Source organism: Roseateles sp. P1_C1_2, from assembly GCF_056406535.1.
The window spans coordinates 78,265-98,536 of sequence record NZ_JBFUAB010000021.1 but is presented as its reverse complement, the minus strand read 5'-3'; the positions used below and the strand labels follow the sequence as shown (position 1 = coordinate 98,536).

The window sequence follows — 20,272 nt, the reverse complement described above, 5'->3', positions numbered from 1 at the left end:
ACTCAGCGTTTGAAGACGATGACGCCAGACACGTTGCCGAGGCGGCTGTCGAAGCCGTAGATGACGCCGGCTTGCGTTCCCTGCGACCCCGCGATCTGGCCGATCACCGAGACATTGTTGCCCAGGCTGCCCGTGCAGCCACCCAGGCACGCCAGCCCCGTGCTCGTGATCAACGATACGCCCGAAAAGGTCGTCAGCGTCGTCTGCGTAGCCACGCCGGTCAGCGAGAAGGTCTGGCCCGCCACGGGCACGGTCAGCGAATAGGCGGCCGTGCCGGCGTTCGAGAGGATCAGCGCCGCCGTGAAAGTGCCGCTCGCGCTGTTCACCGTGCCGGTGGCCACCAGGTTGCCGTTGGACTGCACGGTCGGTGAAGTTGACGCGAACGAACTGAACAAGCCCGCCGTCGGTCCCGTGGGCGCGGCCGTGACGGTGAAGTAGTGCAGCGTCGCGAGATTGCCGTTGCCGACGCCATTGCCGTTGCCGCCAGCGCCCGCCACCTTGCTCTGGCCGCCGATCCAGCGACCCCAGGCGATGTCGCCGTTGGCGCCCAGGTCGGTGGGCGTGCCCTTCTCGATGAGGGTCCGGCCGGTCGCGGAGTCCTCCAGTTCCAGCAAGCCGCCCTGGCCGTCGAACTTCGCCTTGGCGCCCATCAGCCCCGACGCCACCTCGCCCTTGTCATTGCTCCAGACCAGGCCGGCGGTGACATTGGTCGCAGGGGCGGGGGCAGGAGCAGGTGCGGGTGCGGGAGCAGGTGCTGGCGCGGGAGCAGGTGCTGGTGCGGGAGCAGGTGCCGGTGCGGGAGCAGGTGCTGGCGCGGGAGCAGGTGCTGGTGCGGGAGCAGGTGCTGGTGCGGGAGCAGGCGCTGGTGCGGGAGCAGGCGCCGGTGCGGGAGCAGGTGCTGGCGCGGGAGCAGGTGCTGGCGCGGGAGCAGGCGCTGGTGCGGGAGCAGGTGCCGGTGCGGGAGCAGGCGCTGGTGCGGGAGCAGGCGCTGGTGCGGGAGCAGGCGCTGGTGCGGGAGCAGGCGCTGGTGCGGGAGCAGGTGCAGGCGCAGGCGCAGGCGAAGGAGTGGGTGCCGGCGCAGGCGGGTTTTGCGCCTGGGCAACCAACTCGTTCGCCACCTTGTCGCCGGCCGTGGGCCCGGCCGAATCGGCCGCGGGTGCAGGGGCGGCGGGGTCGGCCGCATTGGCCGGCTGCAGAAGCATCAGCTGTTGGACGCTGACGTTCGGCTTGACCGATCGGTTAGGCGCGAAGGCCGCCGACCCCTTGGGCACGTCCACGCAGCCGCCGTCGTTGCAGACCGCCACGAGGCCGCCGATCACGCCGACCTTCAAGCCGTTGTCGATCTCGGCGGTGTACTCGGTGCCGCGAATGCCGATGGTGCCCGACGGCGTGTCGACCTTGTAGTTGTCGGTACGGGGTTTGCCGATGCTGCCGCTGATGGTGCGCATCTTGCCGCCGAGCAGGCTCATGAAGCCGCGTTCGTCGTTCCCCGCGGGGCCGGCGAGGTGGTAGTCGTCCAGCCGCAACGCCGTGCGCTCGCCCAGCGCCATCAGGGCGCCGTCGACCATGCGGAGCTGGACGCGCCCCTTGCCGGTCTGCACGGTTTCACCCGAGTCGACGTTCTCGCCGGTCTTCAGTTCACGCGCCACGCCCTTGGCCGACACGGCGCGGACATCGCCGCTCGTGAACAGCACCGTGGCAGCCGGTGCCGCCCAGGCGATCCCGTTGACGACGCACAGCACCGCAAACGACAGCGCATGTCGAACTGCGCCCGAGGGTGACGGCGCGCGGCCGCGATGCTTGAGGAATCGGCTCATTGGAAGCTCCTGCGCGCGCTGACCTGGAATACGGTGCGGGAATAGTCGTACAGCACGACATTGGACGCAGACCGCGTGCGGCGTACTTGTGCGATCAACTGCCAGCGGGCGTCGAGCGCGCGGCGCAGCCCCGCGGAAACATCGTTCTGGCGATCGCGGCGTGCGACGTCGAAGAAGGGCTCGGTGCCGCCATAGCGGCGCTGCTCGAACTGCCACTCCGCGAATGCGGTCGCGGCGCTGTCCAGGCGTTGCTCCATGCCCAGCCGCAGTCCGCTGCCGTGGTGGCCGAAGTTCGCGAACCCCGCTGTTCTTGCTTGCTCCCGGACGACATAGGTGCTTCCGTAGGCGAGCGAGTCCGAGCCACCCCATCCGCGCGCATAGCCCAGGCCCAGCAGCGAGCGGTCGGTGTTGCGCTCCGACTGACCCGCGTAGGCCTGGTGCGACCACTGCCCGAAGGCGCTGGCCTGGGACGTGGCGTCGAGCTGCGCTTGCCATTGGCCGGTCAGGCCGCTGGCGCTGCGGTACAGATTGCCTCCCACCCAGGCGGTGCCGTTCTGCAGCGCGATCAGCTGGCTCTGCGTGCCAGCGGTGTGGCGCAGGCCGACCGTGGCGTCGACGAAGACGGTGTTCATGTCGTGGACCACGCGGTCCACGGTGGCGCGCAAATTCCCTGCGGCCACCAGCTTCCAGGACGAGGACAGCGGCGCTTCGACATTCAAGCCGCCCGCGGCGGTGAGGACGAGATCGTGGCGCTGACGATTCTCGGGGGAGGTCTGGAACAGGATGCCGCCAAAGGCGGGAATCGCGAACTCACCTTGGTTGGTGGCGCTGTTGACATTGCTGTCATGGCCAGCGCCAAACTCGAGGTGGCCGGACAGCGCCGGCGCCGTCGAGGGCGCCACCTGGTCGATCACGCCGATCACGCGCGCTATGGCCGCCGAGGCCTTGTCGGGGAGGTTTCCGCTGCGCGCCAGGCGCAGTTGCTCCCGCGCGGCGTCGACGTCGCCGGCCGCCAGATAGGCGCGGCCGAGCTCGGCGCGGGCCAGGGTGTCTTCGGGGTTGCGCTGCACGACCCGTTCCAGCGCAAAGATGGCACGCGTGACGTGGCCGGCATCCAGCGCGGCAACGCCCAGCAGATAGTCAAAACGGGCATCGCCCGCGCGCTTCACTTCGGCATCCGCCAGCAGCGCATAGGCGCCGGCAGCGTCGCGCCGGGTCAGCCTCGCGCGTGCGTCGTCAAGCAGGGCATCCTGCGCGCAGGCATTCGACACCAGGCACGCCAGGGCCATCGCCCATGCGCAGCGCCGACCGGGCACTCCCAGGCTGATGACTTCCATCCTGGAAGGCAGTTTGAGCAAGGAAACCTCTCATTTTTTGATTCAATGCTCGGCTGCATTGCGGTCGCCCTATCTTCGGCGAACGCCTGTCTGTCCGGTAGCTTGCTGCCAGGCGGGCTTGTGACATCCGTCTCGGATGCCTTTGTCGAGAAGTAACTCGGAGCCGGTCATGCGGGTATCGAAATGACCCGTCGCCGCGCGGGGCCATCAATCGACCAGGGCCTGCAGCGCCTTCAGGTCGAGCCGCTGCAGCACGCGTTGCATGGGCTCGGTGAAGACATCGCCGCCATCGACGGCCAGCTTGAGCATCTGCGGCCGGCCGGGCTGGCCGCGGTCCCACGGAAAGTCGGGGTCGGGCTTGACCAGGCGCGGGTAGCGGTCCAGCGCGACGGCGTCGTCGTGCAGGCCGTTCAGGCCCAGCAGCGCCGGTGCTGCCAGTTGCTGCGGCGACAGGCTGGCGCGCCAGGCCTCGACACGGCGGGTCATGGTCTGCAGCGGGCGGGGGTCCATGCCGGATGCCGCCCTTCGATGGGCGCGGCGTGCGTCGGCCTCGCGGCTGGCTTGCAACTGGGCTCGCAACTCGGCAGCCATCCTTTCGGCCGCTGCCGGGTCCACCTTGCGCAGGCCGGCGGCCACCTTCTGGACCTGGGCTTCGTCGAAGGCCTCGCGCGCGGCAATGTCGCCTTCGGCCGGCAGGCCGGCGCGGGCGTTGGCGTCCTGCTGCACGCGGCGCTTCAGGTCGCGCAGCGTGAAGTCGAGGTACTCGGCGGTGCTCACCGCCACCCAGGGCAGGCGGCCGCCGCGCGTGAACACCAGTTGGCGGCCGCCGTACAGCGTGTAGCCGTTGAGCTGGCCGGTGGCGGGCAGTTCGCGCCAGGCCTGCAGCTCTTCATCGCTCAACTCGGCGTGGGGCGACTCGAAGAAGCTGGTGGGCGCGTTGATGGCCACCACCACCGCCGCCATCGGCCCGAGGCGGTCGGCCTTGGGGTTGACGTCGCAGCGACCGGGCAGCCACATGCTTTCCCGGTGGTCACGCAGCAGCAGGCTGCCGCTGCGCGCGGGGGCGTCCCACTGGCCGCCTACCTGCCAGCTGCTGCGCAGCCGCGTGCGTGGCAACTCATGCAGTTCGCGCTGGCCATGCAGCACGGCGTTGACCTGGCGCAGCGCCTGCCGCATCGGGGCAACCGCGACGTCGGCGACGGGGCGCTGGTCGGCCGTCCTGGGGTGCTCGGCGTCGACCCAGCAGTCGATGGCGGCGCTGGCGCGCGGCGGCAGGGCCAGCAGCGTGCTGGCCGCAAGGAGAGCAAGGGTCAGGTTTTTCATCGCAGCGACTGACCTAGGCTTCGACAAGACCCGGCACCGGGGCATGGCCCAGCGCCCTGCTGAGCTGGGCCCAGAGGGCATCGTCGAACTGGGCCAGGCCTTGCGGAGATGTCGAAGCGGGGTGAGGGGTTCATGGTCGGCTGAGGTGTCGGGGGCGATACGCCAGTGTTGCGACCGGTGGGCGCGCGGGCATCGCCCGGAGGAGCCATTGAGGACCGCTGCGGACATGGCTCTTCGGTGGCAGCGGCGATGGCCTGTTGGGCGGATGTCAGCCGCAGGCCCGATCGGCACAGTGCCGTCACCCCTTTCGACGACCTCAAGGAATCACATGTCGACCCTCGTTCCCCGCTTCACCGTTTCCCTGCTCATTGCCGCCGCGCTGACCGCCTGCGGCGGTGGCGGCACCGACGCCGCGCCGAGCGCGCCGACCCCGACCCCTCCGGCGCCGACCCCGCCCGCACCGCCGCCGCCGCCCGCGGCCGCGGGCTTCAGCTTCACGCTGGACACCGGCAAGGCCATCGTCTGGCAGGGCCAGCAGGCCAGCGTCGCCGTCGCCGTGCAGCGCGATGCCGGCTTCACCGAAGCCATCCAGTTCAGCGCCGAGGGCCTGCCCAGCGGCGCGACGGCCGCAGCGCTCAGCGTGCCCGCCGGCAGCAACGCCGGCACGCTGACGCTGCAGGCCGCTGCAGCGGCGCCGCACTCCCTGCCCACCAACGTGACGATCAAGGGCAGCGGCGGCACGGCCAATGCCACCAAGCCCTTGACGGTCACGGTGCGTGGCCAGGCGGGCGACATCGACACCAGCTTCGGCGGCGGCACGCTCGTGACGGCCGGCGGCCTGACGGACGACTATGTGCGCGGCGTGGCCGTGCAGGCGGACGGCAAGGCCGTCGTGGCCGGCTTCGGCGTCTTCGGCGCCGTCACCGGCACGGACTTCATGCTGGTGCGCCACCTGCGCGACGGTGGCCTCGACCCGGCCTTCGGCAACGGCGGCAAGGTCAGCACCGCCTTCAACAACGGCGGCCGCAGCGACGAGGCCCAGGCCGTGGCCGTGCAGGCTGACGGCAAGATCCTGGTCGCCGGCAGCAGCGACCAGGGCGCCACCGGCTACGACTTCGCGCTGGCCCGCTACAACGCCGACGGCACGCTGGACACCAGCTTCGGCATCGGTGGCCGCGTGACGACCTCCTTCGGTAACGGCGCCGACAAGGCCTATGCGCTGCTGCTGCAGCCCGACGGCAAGATCGTGCTCGGCGGCGACAGCAGCCAGGGTGCCAATGGCAGCGACTTCGCGCTGGCCCGCTACAACGCCGACGGCAGCCTCGACGCCAGCTTCGGCAGCGGCGGCAAGGTGTTGACCGCCATCGGCAGCGACGGCGCGCGTGAGACCGTCTACGCGCTGGCGCTGCAGACCGTCGCTGGTGTCTCGCGCATCGTCGCGGCAGGCGGGGAGGGCGACTTCATTGCCGCGGCCTACCGCGGCGACGGCACGCTGGACGCCGGCTTCGGCTCGGCCGGCATCGTGCGCGGCCTGTTCGGCAGCATCACGGGCGCGGCGCGCGGCGTGGTCGTCACGGCGGGCAACGAGCTCGTGCTGGCCGGCCATCGCGACCACGATTTCGCCGCCGTGCGCCTGCTTGCCAACGGCAGCCTGGACGCGCGCTTCGGCAACGGCGGCCGTAGCGTCGTCGCCGTCAGGACCGACAACTGGGACGAAGCCACGGCCCTCGTGCAGCAGGCCGACGGCCGGCTGCTGCTGGGCGGCTGGGCCTACACGGGCAACAGCTCCAGCGGCGACACCGTGCTGCTGCGCCTGAACGCGGACGGCAGCCGCGATACCGGCTTCAGCCCCGACGGCCTGCGCATCACCCCGGTGGCGGCCGGCACGCGCAGCGACCTCGGGCGTGCGCTGGCCCTGCAGCCCGACGAGCGCGTGTCCACCGTGCGCGTGCTGCAGGCCGGCGAAGCCAGCGGCAGCAGCGACCTCGACGTCGTGCTGATGCGCCACTGGCTCTGAGCCCCGGCATGGCGCCGGATGCTTCCGGGAATCCGGCGGCCTGCCGCCACCGCGCATGGACACCGGCAAGCGCTGCGCCTGGCCGCATCGACTTGCTGTTGCCACACCGGTGGGGCCCGAGCTGAGCAGCCGAGGCATATGGAAATTGCGGCCCGTCGTGCGATCTCCCTGCAATGGAGACCGGGCGCTGCTCATTGTCGTCCTCTCACATGGGCGAGTCATCTGGACGCGCTGGAAGTATGCTGTGTGGCAGCACATCAAGGTGCCGGCCGACCGGGAGCTAACTTCATGGACGATGCAATCCCTGGAACAGGGCGACAAACGGTCCTCGTGGTGGATGACACGCCCGACAACCTGGCCCTGATGGCAGGCTTGCTCAAGGAGCATTACCGGGTGAGGCTGGCAAATGAGGGCCAGAAGGCGCTGCAGCTCGCCGCTCGGGCAGACCCACCCGACCTCATCCTGTTGGATGTGATGATGCCCGGCATGGACGGCTTTGCCGTCTGCCGCGAGTTGAAGGCGGATGAGCGTACGCGCGACATCCCCATCATCTTCCTGACCGCTCTGAGCGAAGCCGTCGACGAGGAGTTCGGGCTCGCCCTGGGTGCGGTGGACTACATCACCAAGCCCATCAGCCCGCCCGTGGTGCTGGCGCGTGTGCGGACCCAGCTGCAGTTGAAGGCGTCAGCGGACTTTCTGCGCGACAAGGCCAGTTTCCTCGAGGCCGAGGTGGCGCGGCGCACGCGCGAACTCGCCACCATCCAGGACGTGACCATCCAGGCCATGGCCTCCCTCGCCGAGACGCGCGACAACGAGACCGGCAACCACATCCGGCGCACGCAGCTCTACGTCAAGCTCTTGGCCGAGACCCTGCGCGGCCACCCGCGCTTCAGAGACCTGCTGACCGACACCTACATCGACACGCTGTTCAAGTCAGCGCCGCTGCACGATATCGGCAAGGTCGGCATTCCCGACCGCATCCTGCTCAAGCCGGGCAAGTTCGAGCCGCACGAGTTCGAGATCATGAAGACGCACTGCAAGCTGGGTCGTGACGCCATCCAGCAGGCAGAGGACCGGCTGGGGCTGAAGGTGGACTTCCTGACCGTGGCCAAGGAGATTGCCTACAGCCACCAGGAGAAGTGGAACGGCTCGGGCTATCCGGAGGGACTTTCGGGCGACGACATCCCGGTCTCGGCACGCCTGATGGCCGTGGCCGACGTCTACGACGCATTGATCAGCCGGCGCGTCTACAAGGAAGGCATGCCGCACGACAAGGCCGAGCAGATCATCATCGATGGCCGCGGGAGTCATTTCGATCCCGACATGGTGGACGCCTTCGTACAGGTTGCCGTCGAGTTCCGCGAGATCGCACAGCGCTACGCGGACAGTGATGCCGACCTGCACGACAAGGAACGCAGCCTCAGCGTCTTCAAGAGCCCCTGAGCGGCTGGAACGGGGAGGGGTGATGCTCGGCTCGAATTGGCTTGAAAGGCGTTCGCTGCGAAGCAAGCTGCTGCTGGGCTTCAGCGTGCTCATGTTCACGATGCTGGCGCTGGGCGCTGGCGAACTGCTCCGGCAACAGGCTCTGCTCGCGCAGATCACCCAGCTCTACGAAAAGGATCTTCTCGGCCTGGCCAATGCCAAGAACGCGCAGGCGGCCTATCTCACCATGGGCCGCGAACTGCGCCAGGCGCTGATTTCGGAGGACTTGGCAGACCGCGGCTTGGCCTTGCGCCACGTGGCCGAACAGGACGCACGCCTGCGGCGAGAGCTGGCCGAGCTGCGGCCGCGGTTGTTCCGCCCGGAGAATCTGCCGCGCCTGACGCAGTTCGAGGACGCGTACGTCCTCTACAAGCTCAACGTCGACAGTGCCGTCGGCATGTTGGTGCGTGGCGAGTACGAGCAGGCGCGCGCCTTTGTCGCTTCGCCGGATTTCCAGACCAGCGGCGACGCCGTGCGCGCGCGCATGGAGGACGTCGTGACGTCCAAGGAGAGCGGCGCTCGCGGCAGCATGGAAGCGGCCCTGGAGCGCGTGGACAAGGCGCGGATGCAGACCCTGGCGCTCCTGTTCGGCGGGTTGCTGCTGGGCAGTGGCGTGGCCTGGCTCGTGGTGGTGTCCATCCGGCGTCCCAACGCGCGCGTGCGCCGGGCGGTCGAGCAGCTCGCCCAAGGGCAACTCCAGATCGAAGTGCCGCATCTGGACTACGAAAACGAGCTGGGCGAGATCGCCCGCTCGGTTCATGTGCTGCAGAAGGTGGCGCAGGAGATGGAAGGCCGCAACTGGCAGAAGAGCCATCTGGCGCAGATCTCGGCGGCGCTGCAGGCGGCGAACGACGACACGGAACTGGCCCGACTGTTCTTCAGCGAACTCGCGGCGGCTGTTGCAGGCATTGGTCACGGTGCGCTGTACGCCTACGAGGAAGACACCCGCGAGCTGCGTCTGGTGGGCGGTTATGCGCTGCCCGAACGTGCCGCGCCGCAGCGGCTCGCGCTCGGCCAGGGCCTGGCGGGGCAATGCGCGCTGGAGCGGGCGCCCATCGTGCTGGCCGATCTGCCGCCGGGCTACCTGCCCATCGGCTCGGCGCTGGGTGCTGCGCCACCCCGCGCCGTCGTGTTGTTCCCGCTGCTGCGGGCCGAGCGGCTGCTTGGCGTGCTGGAGCTGGCCGCATTCCAGCCCTTCAGCGCGCGCGAGCGGGGCCTGCTTGACGACCTGACCCCGGTGCTGGCCATGGACCTGGAAATCCTCGAGCGCGCCGCACGCTCGATGCGGCTGCTGCAGGAGACGCAGCGCCAGGCCGGCGAACTGGAGGCGCAGAAGACCGAGATCCAGGCGACCGAGGCCTGGTACCGCGGGATCATTGACGCCGCGCCCGACGGCCTGCTGATTGCCGATCGGGCGGGTGCCATCGTCACGGTCAACCGCCAGCTCGAACGCATGTTCGGCTACGCATTGGGCGAGCTGCTCGGCCAGCCGGTGGAGCTGCTGGTGCCTGAAGCGACGCGCAGCCAGCACCCGGCGCTGCGCGCGTCCTTCATGGAGGCCGGCGGCACGCGGGCGATGACGAGCCGCGGTGGCGTGCTGCTGGGCCGCCGCAAGGACGGCACCCTGTTCCCGGTCGACGTGGGCCTGTCGCGGCTGGACGCCAAAGGCGGGCGCGATGCCAGCGTCTGCGCCTCGGTGCGCGACGTGACGACGCGACTGGCGGCCGAGAAGGCTCTGGCCGACAGTGCCGAACGCCTGAACTTCGCGCTGCGGGGCGGCAACCTCGGCCTGTGGGACTGGGACGTGGGCGCCGGGGTCAGCCGGGTCAACGAGATCTGGGCCACGATGCTGGGCTACACGCTGGAAGAAGTGGTTGACGAGCACGGCAGCGCCTCAGCCGCGTGGGCGGAATTGCTGCATCCCGATGACGCCGCGGAAGCCAACCGGCGCTTTGTGCAGTGCATCGAGACGCCGCAAGTGTCGGAGTACGAAGCGCAGTTCCGCATGCGCAGCAAGGGCGGTGATTGGCGCTGGATCCTGTCGCTGGGCCAGGCCACCGAACGGGATGCGAACGGCCGCGCGCTACGCCTTGTCGGCATCCACCAGGACATCACCGAGCGCAAGCAATTGCAGGACGAGATGGCCCGAGCCAAGGAAGCCGCCGAGGACGCAACCCGCGCCAAGAGTGAATTCCTGGCCAACATGAGCCACGAGATCCGCACGCCGATGAACGCCATCATCGGCATGTCGCACCTGGCGCTGCAGACCTTGCTCGACAAGAAGCAGCGCAACTACATCGAGAAGGTGCACCGCTCGGGTGAGAACCTGCTGGGCATCATCAACGACATCCTCGACTTCTCCAAGATCGAGGCCGGCCGCATGACGCTGGAGACGGTGGATTTCCGTCTCGAGGATGTGATGGACCACTTGGCCAACCTGGTGGGCCTGAAGGCCGACGACAAGGGGCTGGAGCTGCTGTTCGACGTCGCCGACAACGTGCCCACCGCTCTGCTGGGCGACCCGCTGCGCCTCGGGCAGATCCTCGTCAACCTGGGCAACAACGCCGTCAAGTTCACTGAAAGCGGCGAAGTGGTGGTCGGCGTCGAGCTGGCGTCCGAGGACGACGGCCAGGCCGAGCTGCATTTCCAGGTGCGCGACACCGGCATCGGCATGACGGCCGAGCAGCTGGGCCGCCTGTTCGTCAGCTTCAGCCAGGCCGACGCCTCGACGACACGTCGCTATGGCGGCACCGGCCTGGGCTTGGCCATTTCCAAGACTTTGGTGGAGCTGATGCACGGCCGCATCTGGGTGGACAGCACGCCCGGCGAGGGCTCCACCTTCCATTTCCAGGTGAAGCTGGGCGTGCAGAGCCAGCCGCGGCCGCGTCGCATGTTCCGCGCCGACGAGCTGCTGGGCGTGCGCGTGCTGGTCGTGGACGACAACGCCTCGGCGCGCGAGATTCTCTCGACCATGGCCCGCAGCTTCGGCCTGGAGGTGGATGTGGCGCACAGTGGTCCCGAAGCGCTGCGCATGGCCGCGCAGGCCGATGCGCGTGACCTCGGCTACGACGTCGTGCTGATGGATTGGCGCATGCCCGGCATGGATGGCGTGGTGGCCATGCACCGACTGGAGACCGAGGGCCTCAAGCGCACGCCCACGGTCATCATGGTGACGGCCTACGGTCGCGAGGAAGCGCTGGGCGCCGCTGAGCAACAAGGCGTGACGCCCCGTGCGGTGCTGACCAAGCCCGTCACGCCGTCCACGCTGCTGGAGGCCGTGGGCGAGGCACTGGGCCGCCATGGGCTGGTGGAGACGCGCGCCGTCGGGAAGGCCGATACCCACGCCCAGGCTCGCGATCGGCTCGCTGGCGCGCGGCTGCTGCTGGTCGAGGACAACGATCTCAACCAGGAGCTGGCCCTGGACTTGCTGACCGATGCCGGCATCGAGGTCGTCTGCGCAGGCAACGGCCAGGAGGCGCTGGACCTGCTGGCGCACGACGCCAGCTTCGACGGCATCCTGATGGACTGCCAGATGCCGGTGCTGGACGGCTACGCGGCCACCCAGCGCATCCGCGCCCAGCCTGCCCTGGCTGCGCTGCCCATCATCGCGATGACGGCCAACGCCATGGCCGGCGACCGCGAGAAGGCGCTGGCAGCCGGCATGTGCGACCACGTGCCCAAGCCGCTCAACGTCGGCAGCATGTTCGCTACTCTCGCCAAGTGGATCCGGCCCGCCGCCGGCCGTGCGGTGCAGCGACCCAGCGGCGCCGGCCTGCCCGTGGCGACATTCCCCGCCCTGGCCGGCATCGATGCCGCGCGCGGCCTGGCGACGGCCGGCGGCAAGCCCGAGCTCTACCGTCGCCTGCTGCTCAAGTTCCTGGCGGGTCAAGCCGGTTTCTCCGAGGCCTATGCCGCGGCGTGCGCCGATGCCGCCGACGCACAAGCGGCGCGGCGCGTCGCCCACACGCTGCGCGGCACCGCCGGCAACATCGGCGCGCTGGCGTTGCAGGCTGCGGCCGCACGCCTGGAAGACGCCAGCCGGCCCGACCCCAGCGCCGCGGCCGACGCGGCGCTGGCCGAGGTGCTGGATCAGCTCGCCCCCGTGCTGGCTGGCTTGGCTGAGTTCGCGGCGCAGGAGGGCATCACGCCGGCTGCAGCGTCACCTGTCGCCGTGGTGGATGAAGCGCGCCTGCGACAGGATCTGGATCGTCTGTCGCGGCTGCTGTCCGAGGGCGACGTCGAGGCCATCGACCTGGCGGAGGCGCTGCTGGGTCAGGTCGGCGACGCTGCGCTGGCCCGCACGCTGCAGCGCGTCGCCAAGGCCCTTGCCGATTTCGATTTCGACACCGCTGCTGCCGCGTTGCAGGCGCTGGAGCCGACACCATGACGCCGCCCTCTGCATCCCCCCGGCTTGGCCCGGAGACCCGCGTGCTGGTCGTCGACGACTTCGAGGCGATGTGCAAGGTCACGGTGAGCCAGCTGCGCCAGATGGGCGTGGAGCGCGTCGTCACGGCCCGCAATGGCGCGGAGGCGCTGCGCCAGCTGCAGGGCGCGCGCTTCGACATCGTGCTGTCCGACTGGAACATGCCCGTCATGTCGGGCATCGAACTGCTGCAGGCCATGCGTGCCGACCCGCAGCTGTCGGCCCTGCCCTTTGTGCTCATCACCGCCGAGGCCGAGCGCCAAAAGGTGACCGAAGCCATCGCCAGCGGTGTGACTTCCATGCTGCTGAAGCCCTATACGCCGCAGCAGCTCATCGACCGCGTGCAGAAGGCCATGCGCTGGACGCCGCGCCGGCCCGTTGCGGTCGCCGCGCCGCCACCGCCGCAGGATGCCGCCGGCGAGACGGCCGATGCGCGGCCCTCCATCCTGGTCGTCGATGACATACCCGACAACCTGGTGTTGCTGTCCGGCCTGTTCCGCGACGAATTCCGCGTGCGCCTGGCCCAGACTGGCGAGAAGGCCCTGCAGTTCGCCACCTCGGACCGTCCACCCGACCTCGTGCTGCTGGACGTCATGATGCCCGGCATCGATGGCTTCGAGGTGGCGCGCCGCATGCGTGAACATCCCAGCTCGCAGACCATCCCCATCATCTTCGTCACCACGCTGAGCACGGCGGACGCGCGCCTGCAGGGCTTGGACCTGGGCGCCGTGGACTTCATCACCAAGCCGGTCGATCCGGCGACGCTCAAGCCGCGCGTGCGCAACTTCATGCGCTATGTGCAGTTGCGCAAGGACTTGCAGGCCGAAGTCGACGGCATGATCGAGGCGGCGCAGATGCGCGAGGACGTGGAGCGCATCACCCGTCACGACCTCAAGGGCCCGCTGGCCGGCGCGCTGGGCGTGACGCAGGCCCTGCTTCAGGACGATGCCTTGGGGCGCCGGCAAATCGAGCAGGTGGAGCTGATCGAGGACATCCTGATGCGCGTGCTCGGCATGATCAACCTGTCTGCCGAGCTCTACAGGATCGAGACGGGGCGCTTCGAGCTCAAGGCCGCGCCCCTGCGCATCGGCGAGTTGCTGCGCCGCATCGTCGAGACCGCTCGCGTCACCTTTGCAGAGAAGCAGCTGGCCATCTCGGTCGACACCGACGTTCCCGTGGGCAGCGAGCCCCCGGAGGCCCTGGGTGATGCGACCCTGTGCTTCTCGGCCTTGCAGAACCTCGTCAAGAACGCCTGCGAGGCCGCGCCGGCCCACGGCACGGTCGCCGTGCGGCTGCTGGACCAGGCGCCACTGAAGATCGTCATCGAGAACAAGGGCGTGGTGCCCGAGCCCATTCGCGAGTACTTCTTCGACAAGTTCGTCACCGCCGGCAAGCAGGGTGGAACGGGTCTGGGTACCTACTCCGCACGCTTGCTGACAAGGGCGCAGCATGGCGAAGTCGAGATGGAAACTTCGGACGATGAGAACTTGACTCGCGTCACCATGCACCTGCCCAGGGCGGGCGGCGCCCGATAGGTTTCACAACGGCTCTGCGTCGGCCGCTCGAGCAAGCGACGGTTGAGGGCGTTGCTCAGACCTTGGTCGTCTTTTTGCAGGTTGTTGGACAGCCGGCTCATCTGTTCCACTTTGTCGAGCTGCTTGTTGGCACCTGACACTCATGGCCGGCGGCGTGGCCTGAGAACTGGCGGATGCGGTCACTTCCGAACCCGTCAAGCGAGGGAAAATCGTCGCCGGAAAAAGAACAGAAAGGGACCGTTAGGTCCCTTCGCTTTTTCTGCTTATGGCCTGCGGTAGTGTTAACAGGCCCTAGTCGGCCCGCTTGATCATGAGCCCGAGCATCCAGCCCTCGCCAAAGCCCAGGTAGCCAGGGCTGGCGACGATGCGCTCGGCGTAGCGCGGGTCCTTCATCAGCTCAGCGTGCAGCTCGGGCAGACGGTAGTAAGGCACCGCCGGGTAGAGGTGGTGGCCCAGGTGGATGTTGATGTTGTGGGGCGCAATGCTCCAGCGCTCGAGCAAGGTACCCACGGTGTGGCGCGAGGCGTCGAGCTCGTCGCTGTTGGCGATCAGGAGGTGCTCGGCCACCGTGCGCAGACGGACCATGGCCGGCGTGAGCGTCATCAGCGGCAGCAGCCACAGCAGCGCAAAGTTGAGCCACGCACCGGTGGCGATGAGCGTGCCCAGCACCGCCATGTGGAAGCCGTAGATGCGCAGGCGCTCTGCCGGCGTCGTGGGCGGCGGGCCTTTGGGGTCGCTGCGCTTGAAGTGGTTCACCCACGGCGACCAGCGCCATTGCACGCGGCCCCAGCGCTGCGAGTTGAGGCCGAGCAGGTCGCGCACAAAGACCCAGGCCGCAGCCGCAGGCGGCTTGGGCCAGTGCCAGGTGTCGTCGTGTTTGAAGTCCACCCAGTACGGGTCGTCGTCCGTATTGAGGCCGCGGTGGTGCTGCAGGTGCTCGTAGCGGTAGCGCGAGGTGAGCATGCCCACCGGCAGCGCGCAGAAGATGTCGCTCACCGCGTCATTGAGCGGCCGCGACGTCAGACAGCGGTAGTGCGTACCGTCGTGCATCAGGATGCCGAGCGCATGCTGACGGGTCGAGATCATCACGATAGCCACCACGTAGGCGAGCCAATGCCCGGCATAGAGTGCCAGCGAAGCAGCGGCCACGATCACACCCCAGTTCATCGCCACGTCCGCCAAAAAGCGGGCGTTGCTGACGCGCGTGAGTGCCTGCATGGCCGGGCTCTGGTCGCGCCGCGACAGCACACGTCGCGTGCTCAACGCGTCCGGCGGAATGGCCTCCAGGGGCGGGGCAGCGGCAGCGGGGGGGCTTGGTTCCATGCTGACTTCATTGCTAGGTCACCAAGCGGCTGTCGGCGACCCCTTGCAAGTCTAGACCGTTGGTGGAGGCCTGGCCAACCGGGTGGATGTTCGGCGTGACTTCGAGCACGCAGGGTGGCCCTGGTCCCTTGCCGCAAAGTACAGACGGCACCTAAGCCCAGCTATAGCTGGACTTTTGGCTCATCTGATGGGGGAAGGCCCGGTGCGCTGGGTTGTCATCTCCGCACTCGAATCGGAGAGCGGCGGCAATGGCCGTGGACAAGCTGCTAGCCACCTAAAAGAACTGGCGGAAGCGGTGAGATTCGAACTCACGGAAGGCTCACACCTTCGACGGTTTTCAAGACCGTTGGATTAAACCACTCTCCCACGCTTCCGGCGGGGAGGCGCATTCTAAGGGCGGCGGGCTCAGCCGCCCGGCTGTTGCGCCTGCTCGCACTGCACCTGAATGATCTCGCGCGCCGCGCCGTCCACGCGTGCCGCCGTCAGCTGGCCGCCCCAGACGCAGCCCGTGTCCAGCCCCAGGAGCGTTGGGCGGTCCAGCAGGCCGAGCGTCGACCAGTGGCCGAAGGCGATGGGCGTGTCGGCGGTCTGGCGGCCCGGCACATCGAACCAGGGCATGAAACCCTCGGGCGCGGCGCCGGCGCCGTCCTTGGTCTTGAAGTCCATCTCGCCGTCGGCCGTGCAGAAGCGCAGCCGGGTGAGCGCATTGACGGTGAAGCGCAGCCGCGCGGTGCCGGCGAGGTCGGGGTCCCAGCGCGCCGGCTCGTTGCCATACATGGCGTGCAGGAAGTCGGGCAGGGCAGGGCCGCGCAGCACGGCCTCGACGTCGGCGGCCAGGGCCAGCGTGTCGTCGCGGCTCCATTGCGGCACGACGCCGGCATGCACCATCAGCCAGCCGGCCTCGAAGACGGCCATGCGCTGCTGGCGCAGCCAGTCCATCAGCGCCTCGCGGTCGGGCGCGGCCAGGATGTCGTCCAGCGTGTCACCGCGATGCGGGCGGCGCACGCCATGGTGGGCGGCAAGCAGGTGCAGGTCGTGGTTGCCCAGTAGGCAGGTTGCCGTGCCGCCAAGGCCGGCCAGGCGGCGCAGCGTCGTCAGCGAGGCCGGGCCGCGGTTGACGAGGTCGCCCAGCAGCCAGAGGCGGTCGCGCGAAGGGGAGAAATCCAGGCGCTGCAACAACCGCTCCAGGGCCCCGCAGCAGCCTTGCAGGTCACCGATCAGATAGTTCATGCCCGTGATTGTCCCGGCCCTGGGGTCTGCGCGGCAGAGGGCGTGGCCCGCGCCGGGGCGAGTTGCGGGGCCAGGCTAGGCGTCGGCGAGGCCGTGGGGCCGGCCCCACCACGAGCCGGCAACGACGCATGGCCCCGCAAATCACCCCGGCCCTCCGGGTTGAGACCGGCAAGGGCGCATGCGTTGTTGCTCGTCGTTGCGGGTAAGCACCCGCGGCCTCCTCGCGCCTGGCCTGCACCCCTGCCGGTCTCAACGCGGGCTGCGCCTTCTGCCGCGCAGACCCCAAAGCGAGGGATCGCACGGTGGGCCCGGTCATGGGCTTCTGATAGTCTCCCGGGCTTCGTTTTTGCCACGCGTCGCCTAGGGTTTTCCCCTGGTTCGGCGCCTTCGATGGATACCGCTCTCGTTCTCTTTCTGATCCTGATCAACGGCCTGTTCGCGATGTCGGAGATGGCGCTGACCGCCAGCCGCAAGGCGCGGTTGCAGGTGATGGTGGAAAGCGGCGAGGGGGGCGCGCAGGCCGCGATGGACCTGCACGACAACCCGACCAAATTCCTGTCGACGGTGCAGATCGGCATCACCGGCATCGGTGTGCTGAACGGCATCGTCGGCGATGCGGCCTTCTCCGGCCCGCTGTCGCGCTGGCTGACCGAGACCTTCCACCTGGCCCCGCATGCGACCGACATCGCCGCGACGGCGCTGGTCGTCGTCATCATCACGCTGCTGACCATCGTCTTCGGCGAGCTGGTGCCCAAGCGCGTCGGCCAGATCTACCCCGAGACGGTGGCCCGCTTGGTCGCGCCGTCGATGAACTTCATCTCCATCGCCGCGCGCCCCCTCGTGAAGTCGCTGAGCTTCATGACCGAGGCGACGCTGGGCCTGCTGGGCCTGCGCAACAAGGGCCAGCGCGGCGTCACGGAAGAGGAGATCGCCGCCAGCCTGGAGGAAGGCCTGGACGCGGGCGTCATCGAGGAGCACGAGCACCAGATGGTGCGCAATGTGTTCCGCCTGGACGAGCGCCAGGTCGGCTCGATGATGATTCCGCGCGCCGAGATCGCCTGGCTGGAAGTCGACGCGACGCCGGCCGAGGTGCTGGCCGTGCTGCGCGAACATGGCTTCAACCGCTACCCGGTCTGCCGTGGCGGCCTGACCGAGGTGCTGGGCGTGGCGAACGCGCCGGCCCTGCTGGCCGGCATGCTGGAAGGCCTGCCGCTGGACCTGATGGCGGGCCTGGAGCCGCCGCTGTTCGTGCCCGAGACGCTGTCGGGCATGGAACTGCTGGAACATTTCCGCGTGTCGGACGCGCCCCTGGTCTTCGTCGTCGATGAGTACGGCGAAGTGCAGGGCGTGATTGCCGTGCGCGACGTGCTGGAAGCCATCGCCGGGGAGTTCAATGCCCCGAGCGACGGCGACGCCTGGGCGGTGCAGCGTGAGGACGGGAGCTGGCTGATCGACGGCCTGATCCCCGTGCCCGAGCTGAAGGACCGCCTGGAGCTGAAGGAACTGCCCGAAGAGGACCGTGGGCGCTACAACACCCTGGCCGGCATGATCATGCTGCTGCTGGGGCGCTTGCCGCGCACGACCGATGTCGTGGAGTGGGACGCGTGGAGATTCGAGGTCGTGGACCTCGATGGAAAGCGTGTGGACAAAGTGCTGGTCAGTCGTCTGGCCGATGAAACTGGAGAGAGAGAAACATGAGCAACCCCCCGATGTACGGCGAACTGCTGCCGCTGGATCGTGATGTCCACAAGAACCTGAAGCTGGACACCAACCAGTCCGTCGTGTCCCGCGTGGCCGACCAGAACTCGGTCTTCCTGGCTGCCGTCGAATTTGCCGACGCCTGCAAGGAATACCCCATCGTCTTCGTGCGCGCCGGCCAGCCCGGTCCCGATGGCAAGCAGGCCGTCGCGCCGTTGGCCGTGCTGGGCCTGAAGTCGGGCTCCAACCTGTTCGTCGATGGCGACAAGTGGACCGGCGGCTATGTGCCCGCCTATGTGCGCCGCTACCCCTTCGCGATGGCGCGCCTGGACGAGAGCGCGACCAATATGGCGGTCTGCTACGACCTCAAGTGGCCGGCTTTCAACGAGACGACCGGCGAGGCGCTGTTCAAGGACGGCCAGCCGACGGAGTTCCTGCTGAATGCCAAGGCCTTCCTCGAGAACTTCGAGCAGGAAGCCGAGCGCACCCGATTGATCTGCAATCTGCTCGTCGAGATGGACCTGCTGCAGGACATGCGCTTCGAGGCGACGCTGCCCAATGACGAAAAGCTCGACGTCGAGGGCTTCATGGCGCTGGACGAGAAGAAGTACGCCGAGATGGCCGACGACAAGGTGCTGCAGCTGCATCGCAACGGCCTCATCGCCATGATCGAGATGCACCGCCTGTCGCTGACCAATATGAACCGCCTGGTGGGCAAGTACGCGGTCTGACCCGTCTTCGCCCGCACCCGAGGCCACGCTCTGCGTGGCCTTTTTCTTGCCCGTAGCCCTTCTGGGCGACAGGGTAAACCCCGTTTTGACCCCCGATTAGATGTATCGGTCTGTGACCTTCAATGAATTGAGGCATTTCAATCCCTAGACTCGCCCGCTCGGCGCGTTGGGCGCCAAGGATGCTGTTGATGATCCCCATGTTTGAAGAAAGCCGCCGCACGCCGCTGAACCCCAACGGTGGCCCGCCGCTGGAGTTGGACAGCGATTTCGGTTCGCTGGATGGCGACGCCTACGACCTGGTCGAGCGTCGCTATGGGGATCGGGGCCTCGCTGTCTCGAAGGAGCGCTACAGCAGCCGCAACGAGGACGGCGACATCGTCTGCACGGCACGCAACGGCGAGCAGATCGTCGGCACGCTGTCGGTGCGCTTCGATGGTGTCGGCGGCCTGCATGCCGACGCGCTGTTCGCCGAGGAATTGGCCGAGTGGCGCGCCGCCGGCATCAGGATCTGCGAATTCGGCAGCCTCGCCGTCGACCGCCATTCCCACAATGCCAAGCGCGTGCTGGCCCAGGTTTTTCACCTCGGCTATCTGCACGCCCACCGCCGCGCGCGCTGCGAGCGCCTCATCATCGAGGTCAATCCGCGCCACGTCGCCTTCTACCGCCGCTATCTGGGCCTGCTGCCCTACACGACGGCCCGGCACAACCCGCGCGTGAATGCGCCGGCCGTGCTGATGAGCATCGACTTCGCGACGGTGCGCGAACAGATCGCGCTCTGGGGCGGACGCCCCGAGCTGCTGACCCAGGCGCGCTGCCTTTACCCGTTGGCCTGGGACGAGGCGACCGAAGCCGCCATGCTGGACAAGTTGCCCTGAGCGGTCAGTAGCGTCCGGCCCGGCGCCATGCCGGCGAGCAGGCTCGCCGCCAGCGGCGCGGTGGAGAATTCCTGCTGCAGCCGCTGCAGCAGATCCTCGCGGTCCGGCGGCGGCGCGCCGCAGGAGCAGCGCGCGGCAATGGCACGGTCCAGCGCGCCTTCCAGCCCGTTGCACTGCACCGAGAACGAGGTGTGGTGGGGCTGACCATGGCGGTCGGTCCAGGTGGCCACGACGCGCAGGACGGGCCCGATGGTGCGGGTCACCCATTCAAAGCGTATGCCGGCCGTGCGCGTGCGGCTGCGCCGCATCAGGCGGCCCGTGCTGCTGCCGCCAGGGCGGCGTGAGCGCTGCAGGTGCATGTCGTTGAGGAAGCGCCCGGCCGCGGCCATGTCGGCGGTGGCTGTCATGGCGGAAGTGCCCATGAGGTCAATCGTCATCGCAAGACTCCGAGTTGCTAAAAAACCCAAAGACCTGGGGCAAA

13 protein-coding genes and 1 tRNA gene are annotated in these 20,272 nt (G+C 68.6%); 7 read left to right on the top strand and 7 right to left on the bottom strand.

The features are described 5' to 3' along the window. Nucleotides 1-2 precede the first annotated feature (2 nt). From AC1D2H_RS21060 to AC1D2H_RS21050, 3 genes are all read right to left on the bottom strand, one after another. The gene (locus AC1D2H_RS21060; protein WP_478012327.1) at nucleotides 3-1,817 is read right to left on the bottom strand and encodes a FecR family protein; all 1,815 of its coding nucleotides are present in this window, start codon (nucleotides 1,815-1,817) and stop codon (nucleotides 3-5) included. Beyond that, on the bottom strand, nucleotides 1,814-3,175 hold the full coding sequence (locus AC1D2H_RS21055) for a surface lipoprotein assembly modifier (RefSeq protein ID WP_477931826.1): 1,362 nt from the start codon (nucleotides 3,173-3,175) through the stop codon (nucleotides 1,814-1,816). The genes AC1D2H_RS21060 and AC1D2H_RS21055 overlap by 4 nt, the downstream gene beginning before the upstream one ends. Before the next feature lie 186 nt (nucleotides 3,176-3,361). Next, nucleotides 3,362-4,477, bottom strand: coding sequence for a hypothetical protein (locus tag AC1D2H_RS21050; protein WP_478012326.1), 1,116 nt, complete (start codon nucleotides 4,475-4,477; stop codon nucleotides 3,362-3,364). A 328-nt stretch (nucleotides 4,478-4,805) separates the two neighbouring features. Here AC1D2H_RS21050 and AC1D2H_RS21045 point away from each other — a divergent pair, with 328 nt between their 5' ends. From AC1D2H_RS21045 to AC1D2H_RS21030, 4 genes are all read left to right on the top strand, one after another. Next, on the top strand, nucleotides 4,806-6,494 hold the full coding sequence (locus tag AC1D2H_RS21045) for a delta-60 repeat domain-containing protein (protein ID WP_478012325.1): 1,689 nt from the start codon (nucleotides 4,806-4,808) through the stop codon (nucleotides 6,492-6,494). A gap of 288 nt (nucleotides 6,495-6,782) precedes the next feature. Further along, nucleotides 6,783-7,937 (top strand): response regulator, encoded by a 1,155-nt coding sequence (locus tag AC1D2H_RS21040; RefSeq protein ID WP_478012324.1) that lies wholly within the window; start codon nucleotides 6,783-6,785, stop codon nucleotides 7,935-7,937. 22 nt (nucleotides 7,938-7,959) lie between these two features. Next, on the top strand, nucleotides 7,960-12,363 hold the full coding sequence (locus AC1D2H_RS21035; protein WP_478012323.1) for a response regulator: 4,404 nt from the start codon (nucleotides 7,960-7,962) through the stop codon (nucleotides 12,361-12,363). Nucleotides 12,364-12,404: 41 nt separating this feature from the next. After that, complete coding sequence (locus AC1D2H_RS21030; RefSeq protein WP_478012322.1) at nucleotides 12,405-13,934, top strand: ATP-binding response regulator; 1,530 nt, start codon at nucleotides 12,405-12,407, stop codon at nucleotides 13,932-13,934. A 291-nt stretch (nucleotides 13,935-14,225) separates the two neighbouring features. Here the strand turns inward: AC1D2H_RS21030 and AC1D2H_RS21025 are convergent, their stop codons facing one another. From AC1D2H_RS21025 to AC1D2H_RS21015, 3 genes are all read right to left on the bottom strand, one after another. Then, complete coding sequence (locus AC1D2H_RS21025) at nucleotides 14,226-15,257, bottom strand: fatty acid desaturase family protein (protein WP_478012321.1); 1,032 nt, start codon at nucleotides 15,255-15,257, stop codon at nucleotides 14,226-14,228. Nucleotides 15,258-15,541: 284 nt separating this feature from the next. Further along, nucleotides 15,542-15,631: transfer RNA gene (locus tag AC1D2H_RS21020), tRNA-Ser, on the bottom strand. 31 nt (nucleotides 15,632-15,662) lie between these two features. Then, a complete protein-coding gene (locus tag AC1D2H_RS21015; protein WP_477936044.1) occupies nucleotides 15,663-16,487 on the bottom strand; it encodes a symmetrical bis(5'-nucleosyl)-tetraphosphatase in 825 nt (274 codons plus the stop codon). 390 nt (nucleotides 16,488-16,877) lie between these two features. On the opposite strand from AC1D2H_RS21015, the gene AC1D2H_RS21010 reads away from it, so the two are divergent. The 3 genes from AC1D2H_RS21010 (at nucleotide 16,878) to AC1D2H_RS21000 (ending at nucleotide 19,791) form a co-directional block, all read left to right on the top strand. After that, nucleotides 16,878-18,185 (top strand): hemolysin family protein, encoded by a 1,308-nt coding sequence (locus tag AC1D2H_RS21010; protein WP_477936042.1) that lies wholly within the window; start codon nucleotides 16,878-16,880, stop codon nucleotides 18,183-18,185. Continuing rightward, complete coding sequence (locus AC1D2H_RS21005; RefSeq protein ID WP_477936040.1) at nucleotides 18,182-18,916, top strand: SapC family protein; 735 nt, start codon at nucleotides 18,182-18,184, stop codon at nucleotides 18,914-18,916. Before AC1D2H_RS21010 ends, AC1D2H_RS21005 begins: the two co-directional genes overlap by 4 nt. A gap of 188 nt (nucleotides 18,917-19,104) precedes the next feature. Beyond that, nucleotides 19,105-19,791, top strand: a complete 687-nt coding sequence (locus AC1D2H_RS21000) for an N-acyl amino acid synthase FeeM domain-containing protein (RefSeq protein WP_478012320.1) — start codon at nucleotides 19,105-19,107, stop codon at nucleotides 19,789-19,791. Here the strand turns inward: AC1D2H_RS21000 and AC1D2H_RS20995 are convergent. Continuing rightward, a complete protein-coding gene (locus tag AC1D2H_RS20995) occupies nucleotides 19,734-20,228 on the bottom strand; it encodes a hypothetical protein (protein WP_477936036.1) in 495 nt (164 codons plus the stop codon). The two genes, AC1D2H_RS21000 and AC1D2H_RS20995, sit on opposite strands and share 58 nt — an antisense overlap. Nucleotides 20,229-20,272 lie beyond the last annotated feature (44 nt).